This window comes from Deinococcus multiflagellatus, assembly GCF_020166415.1.
GTDB classification, from domain to species: Bacteria; Deinococcota; Deinococci; order Deinococcales; family Deinococcaceae; genus Deinococcus; species Deinococcus multiflagellatus.
Genome location: NZ_JAIQXV010000042.1, coordinates 1 through 5,687 on the forward strand (window position 1 = coordinate 1; position 5,687 = coordinate 5,687).

A 5,687-nucleotide genomic window follows, 5' to 3' on the forward strand; every position below is an offset into this window, starting at 1 on the left:
TCCTTGCCGATGTGGCCCGAATGACCCGAGAAGCAGGCCACTTGGAGTAAGACAGCTTTTTAGACACCGCCCAAGGCGTCCCCGTCCATCCCTAGGCCGTCAGGGCATCACCTGGGGCTTGTGGAGCCAGCCGAAACCACACAGCGCCTACGGTGGAGTCACTGAGGCGCTGAACCTCTGCGCTGACAGTGGGGAGAGGTATGGCCACGAAACAGAAACACCAGTGTCGACGAGTGCGCAGACGGATCTTGGACCCGCATTGGGTGAAAGGCGCGCTTGGCCAAATGTTGTTGGCCGGGGTGCGCCGGCGACTTAGATGCTCCACTCTGCTGGCCGCCCAGCTGGTCCGGGTGGTGCTGGCAACCATGGTCGAAGCCCTTCAGCGTGATCAGCGGGTCATCCTCCTGGGCTTAGGGGTGGGGCGCGTGGCTCCGGGCCGCCCGGTCACCGGTGGGACCCAGCCATACCCTTTGGAAGCCACCACATGACTGGCAGACCTGTGCCCAGGAAACCATCGTGAGTGACCACCCCGGACCCGAGGACACCACGCCCCAAGCCCGCCTGCTGGCCGAGATGTCCGACACGCTGGTGACGATGGAGGAGACGCCAGCAGACGCGCAGGCATGGCCGCGCTTCCAAGGACCTCTGAAGATGCGTAAAAACCCGTTGGTGAGTCGAAGCAGGCAAGGCGGATGCCCACTCAGCAGAAGGACTCAGCCGACGGCGCCAGCCTCCAAGCGGATTAAGGAGTGCTCAAAGGCTTTAGACATCCCCCTGTCATGGACGCTTCTGATTGAGGAAATGCGCTTTGAAGGCCCCAGTCAAACTAATCTGCCTCTGACTACCAGTCAAAACTCGGCATGAGGGCATGCAAGGACCGCCAGGACAAAGGCGGCGGTTGGAGCAAGAGATCTTGCAGGTGATCGAGGCCCAGTTTGAACACAGACATCGGACGGTGACCGTGCTTGCTGCGCGCCAAGGGCTGTCAAGTGCGACGCGGACGCAGCCCCAGATGAAGGCTGCGACCACGCAAGCGAGAAAGGTTGAGACGCGTTTGTCAGCATCACACCCATATGCCCTGGGTTTTCAAGAAGAGAGGAACAAATCGTATTATGATGATTCATGCGGTGAGGTGATTCATGTTTAAATGTAAAGATAAAGGATGCACCCTAATTGCATCTTCAGGCTATTGGGTCTTAAAAGCACAGATAGAATCATTGCAAGCAAAGGGGTATTATTGCACATACTGCCACGGATTTTGGCCAACTCTAAATAGCGATACAATCGACCCTAATATAGGGAAGAATCTAAGAGAATATATTGCTGATGCTGGCCTGAATCCTGACGAGGAGGATTTTAAGGTCGAATTTATTGACGAAGAATACCTCCGTCTTGTCAACAGGTCTAAGTGATCTGGCTACGAATCAAAACTGGGCATGAGGGCATATAAGGCCCGCCAAGACGAAGGCGAGGGGTGGAGGAGGAGATCTTGGAGATGATCGAGACCCAGCCGGAACACGGACACTGCACGGTGTCCGTGTTTCTTGCGTTTCACGGGCTGCTTGCTCGCCAGGAACTGGCCCGTCACACAGGCCCAGATAAAGGCGGTGCAGACACAGGTGAGCAGGGTCGAGACACGTTCCGCCTGCGCCAGGCCGGTGTCCTCCAGATTGAAACCTCTGGTTTTGAGGGCGGAATGCAGATTTTCCGCCTGCCAGCGCTGCGCATACCGCCGGAGATTCACGGAAGCGTGGCCCCCGTACGCGAGGTACAGAACTTCTCCAGCGGCATTCTTGGTGGCACACAGGCGCAAGGACACACCGTAGACCACCATGCGGCGGTGCCAGCGGCGGATTTCGCCCGCCTGGAGCTTTTTGAAGCACGCCCAGACTGGCAACTTGCCGGTCCCGATGGTGGCGGTGGCCGGCAGGCGGATACAGGGTGCAATGCCGTGCCCATCCAAAAAGGTGAACCATGTTTTGCCGATGAACTCCCGGTCCGCCAGCAGGCTTCCGATGCGTCGCTCAGGGCAGCACTGAAGGAATCGGGTCAGGAGCGCTTCGCGCACCTGTTGCGAGCTGCTTCCCCCATGAGGGAGCAGGGTCCACATCAGCGGCAGGCTGAACCCCTCCCAGACCGCAGACAGCAAGAGGATGTTGATGTCCTGTTTTCCCAATTTCCAGTTTGTACGGTCAAGGATCAGGTGCAGCTCGCCCTCTGGGAGGAACGAAAGGGCGAAGCGCGCAAACAGGTGCTCTGGGACGTCAAAGCGGACAAACCGACGTAACCGCTGGTATCGCGTCTCCAACGAGCCAGGGAGCGCCACATGGGTCTTCAAGGTGTACAGCACGACGCTGCGCGCCTGAATCATTGCGATGATCAGGGCCGCCAACACTTCAAGGCGCCGGGCGTCGATAGGAAAAGCAGACCGCAGCGCGGTCTGCAAGGTATCGTGGGGGTGTCGGCTCTGACGTGTCTTCATCGCAGAAACACGCTACTGGAGCCGACTTTTCTCTCGCCTCAGGAGTTTTGACTGGTAGTCAGCCCTGCATGCCCGAGTCGCGAACCTTCACCACACCTGGACCACGGTCCCCGCCACCCTCAGACGAAGCCATCCATCCGCCGCATTGCGCCTCTGGCGAGAGGCGATGCGGCAGGCCGCTTGAGAATCAAGCGGCCTGCTGGGCTCATTCGGCCCCAGTTGCCAGAATCGAGCCAGCTGACCTGACCGGAGCGAACCGCGCAAGATGCGGTGCGTGGCGTTGACCGTGCAGCCAACGCCGCGTCCTCCGCCCTGGACCGCTATCACCCTAGAGATACGCGTTGGCCGGACCAGCACGCCAAGCCAGTTGCAGCGTGAAATTGCAATGTACGGCCGCCAGAATGGTGTGAATTTCATCGCGTGGGCCGTCGAGGTTGATCTGCCGCTTCAGCCGGAAGCAGAACCGGCATCTGCTTCCGGGCGGTTCTGGCCGCACGAGCTGTCGGGCGTGCTGGCGCGGATTCAGGTGATGGCGGGCCTCACGGTCCCGCTGGATACTAAGTAGCTCGTGGATAAGAAGTAGGGTTAAGACATGGGCCGCCCCGCACGAAGGATCGAGATCAGCGACGCCGCCGACCAGCAGCTCCGTGCGTTGGAATTCAATGTTCACGTGCATCCCAAAGTGCGCTTCCGGGCGACCCTGCTTCGTTTGCACCGTGCGGGCTGGACGGTCAGCCAACTGGCGCAGCACTTCGACCGCAATCCACAAGCGGTGCATAACGATCTGACGCGCTTTGAACAGCAGGGCATCGCAGGGCTGGCTGATGGGCAAGCACCAGGCAAACCGCCGCTGGTCACCGCTGTGATTGAGCCGTTCCTGCACGAGAAACTGCGCGAAGACCGTTTTTGGACGGCCACACTGCTGTGTGAGGCGGTCGCGCAGCAGTGTCAGGTCACGATGAGTCCTCGAACCATGACCGCGCATCTGCATCGTCTGGGCTACACCTGGAAGCGGGCGAGGTACTCGCCCGCCAAAACACTCGACCCAGCCGTACAACAGGACCACGCCGCGTCCATTGAGATGCTGAAAAGGGGGCACTGGACGGCAAACTCCGCCTGAGCTTTCTGGATCAGACGGGTCTAGGGTTGATGCTGTCCATCGGTTCAACCTGGACGCCCCGGGGCTCCGGGTGTCAGTTCGAGATTCCCACGCGGTGGGGATCAAGCGGCCGCATCAACCTGATGGGTTGTCTGACCGTTGAGGGGTCCACGACCCGTCTAGATGTACGTGAACTGAACGGGAACTGCACGGGCGAACAGGTCACCCAGTTCCTCGACACCGTGGCGCAGACCTGTGACCCACATTGCCTGACGGTCGTCATTCTGGACAATGCGCCCTTTCACAAGGGCGCTGCGCTCCAGAAGAAGATTCCGCAGTGGGAGGACCAGGGGCTGTATCTCCGGTATCTCCCGCCCTACGCACCGATGTTGAATCACATCGAAGCCGTCTGGCGACGACTCAAGGGCTTTTTGATGCCCAGGCGCTGTTACAACTCGGTCACCGAGCTGCGCGACGCCCTCGGCGCCGCCTTGACGGCCCTCGGTGCCCGGTTTATCTAACATATATCTGCGAGCTACTTAACTGTACTTTGGGGATATTCAGGGACCACTGAATAAAGCCGTGCAGGCGCGACATTGTCGGCATTGGGGTGGCAGGGGCAAGTCCCCTGCCACCTCTGCACGAATGGCGGGTACTGTATCGCCTTTGAGGTCGTCGGGCTGCGTCAGGCGGAGCCACTGAAGAAAGTTCAACGCGACCATACAGAGCACGGCGTGATGGTGCAGACCTTGCCAGGACCGCCCCTCGAAGTGGTCCAGGCCGACTTCTTCCTTCAGTTCCCGGTGGGTGAGTTCACACGCCCAGCGCCGTTTGGTGACTTCAATCAGCCGGGAAAATGCTGTCTCTGGTGGGAGATTGCAGGTGTAGTATTTGCGCTCCTCTCCTCGTCGTTGTTCCCCGATGACCCAAGCACCTTGACCAGGCAAATGTTGACCCTGGGCGTTCTCGTCCCCATCTGCCAGCCGGACGTAGACGGCGGCGAAGCGGCCAGACAATGGACCTTTGGTGCCATGTCGCCAGACCAGGTGCTGCCAGGCAGCACCGCTGAGGACCTCCTCGACCGTCTGGCGGTCGTGGGACGTGGTGGGGTATTTGGGCCGTCTTCCCCTGAAGTGCTTGGGAATGGGGATCAATCGGACATCCTTGGGGTAGGCGGTCTGTGTACGAGTTATCCCGACAGACCACAGCAAGCCTCGCTCGGTCAGCGCGTGACGGAATTGTGCGTTCACGCCGTATCCTGCGTCCGCCAGCACCATACCGAAGGTCACGTGTTCGCTCACCCGGTCCAATTCCTTCAGGGCCAGTTCCCACTTGGTCTGCGGCAGCTGGTGTTCCTCTGGAACACCAGCTGCCGCCAAGCGCGCCGAATCACGGGTCCATTCCTGTGGCAGGAAGAGTCGTAATGCGACGGGAACGGGAAGCTCATGTTGGGCCAAGGTCAGGGGAACAAGACATTGACAGGTGGTAATCTTGCCGGCCTGTCCGGAATACTGGCGAGCGACACCGACCGATTTGGTGCCGAACTTCGTCAAGCACGTGTCGTCAATGATCAACACAGCGTCCTTGCCCCCCAGCATCTCCTCAGCCCGCTGTGCCAGTAGGGTTTCCAAGGGACCGGCTGACCAAGGACTGTCGGTGATGAACTGCTGGATGTGGTCTTCCTTTCCCGGCGCCACGACAGCCGCCAGGGGTTGCATGCTTTTTCGGTGAGCCGCACTGCACAGTCCTCGCACATACAGCGGTGCCCAGGTGCGCTGGGCACGATGACGAAAGTACGTCAGGAAGGGCGCAAACCAGGTGGGAAAATGGCGGGTCCAGGGGGGCAGGGAACGTGGCATAGCAAGGAGGCCAGCATCACCGATGCTGGCCTCCTTCGTTCCGCCCTGAATATCCCCAAAGTACAGCTAGGGCGTGTAGGCCAAGCCAGAGAAAAAGTGAAATACGCCCATGCGGACGTATTTCAAGGGGCGTAAGGGATTCGAACCCTTGTGGACTCCCCTTACGGGTGCCAGACAACGTCCTTTCGGCGACTTCCCACATTCGGCCACTCTGTCAAGCGCCCCATGACGACATAGCCTACACGCC

General features: G+C 59.8%; 5 protein-coding genes, 1 tRNA gene and 1 pseudogene. 3 read left to right on the top strand and 4 right to left on the bottom strand.

Going from position 1 to position 5,687, the window contains the following annotated elements; genetic code table 11:
* Positions 1-841: 841 nt before the first annotated feature.
* Positions 842-1,071, bottom strand: a pseudogene (locus K7W41_RS23055) (IS4 family transposase); the annotation flags it as partial.
* A gap of 346 nt (positions 1,072-1,417) precedes the next feature.
* A complete protein-coding gene (locus K7W41_RS23060) occupies positions 1,418-2,482 on the bottom strand; it encodes an IS4 family transposase (RefSeq protein ID WP_224612872.1) in 1,065 nt (354 codons plus the stop codon).
* 274 nt (positions 2,483-2,756) lie between these two features.
* Between K7W41_RS23060 and K7W41_RS23065 the strand changes: the two genes are divergently transcribed.
* From K7W41_RS23065 to K7W41_RS23075, 3 genes are read left to right on the top strand one after another with little or no spacing between them, the layout of a single operon-like run.
* Positions 2,757-3,047, top strand: coding sequence for a hypothetical protein (locus K7W41_RS23065; RefSeq protein ID WP_224612873.1), 291 nt, complete (start codon positions 2,757-2,759; stop codon positions 3,045-3,047).
* 27 nt (positions 3,048-3,074) lie between these two features.
* Positions 3,075-3,602: a winged helix-turn-helix domain-containing protein gene (locus tag K7W41_RS23070; RefSeq protein WP_224612874.1), complete on the top strand. Its 528-nt coding sequence runs from the start codon at positions 3,075-3,077 to the stop codon at positions 3,600-3,602.
* A gap of 29 nt (positions 3,603-3,631) precedes the next feature.
* Positions 3,632-4,102 (top strand): transposase, encoded by a 471-nt coding sequence (locus K7W41_RS23075; protein ID WP_263490053.1) that lies wholly within the window; start codon positions 3,632-3,634, stop codon positions 4,100-4,102.
* A gap of 39 nt (positions 4,103-4,141) precedes the next feature.
* On the opposite strand, the gene K7W41_RS23080 is transcribed toward K7W41_RS23075, so the two are convergent.
* Positions 4,142-5,440 carry an IS701 family transposase gene (locus K7W41_RS23080; RefSeq protein ID WP_224612876.1) on the bottom strand — a complete coding sequence of 433 codons (1,299 nt, stop codon included), beginning with the start codon at positions 5,438-5,440 and terminating at the stop codon, positions 4,142-4,144.
* 125 nt (positions 5,441-5,565) lie between these two features.
* A tRNA-OTHER gene (locus K7W41_RS23085) sits at positions 5,566-5,665 on the bottom strand.
* Positions 5,666-5,687 lie beyond the last annotated feature (22 nt).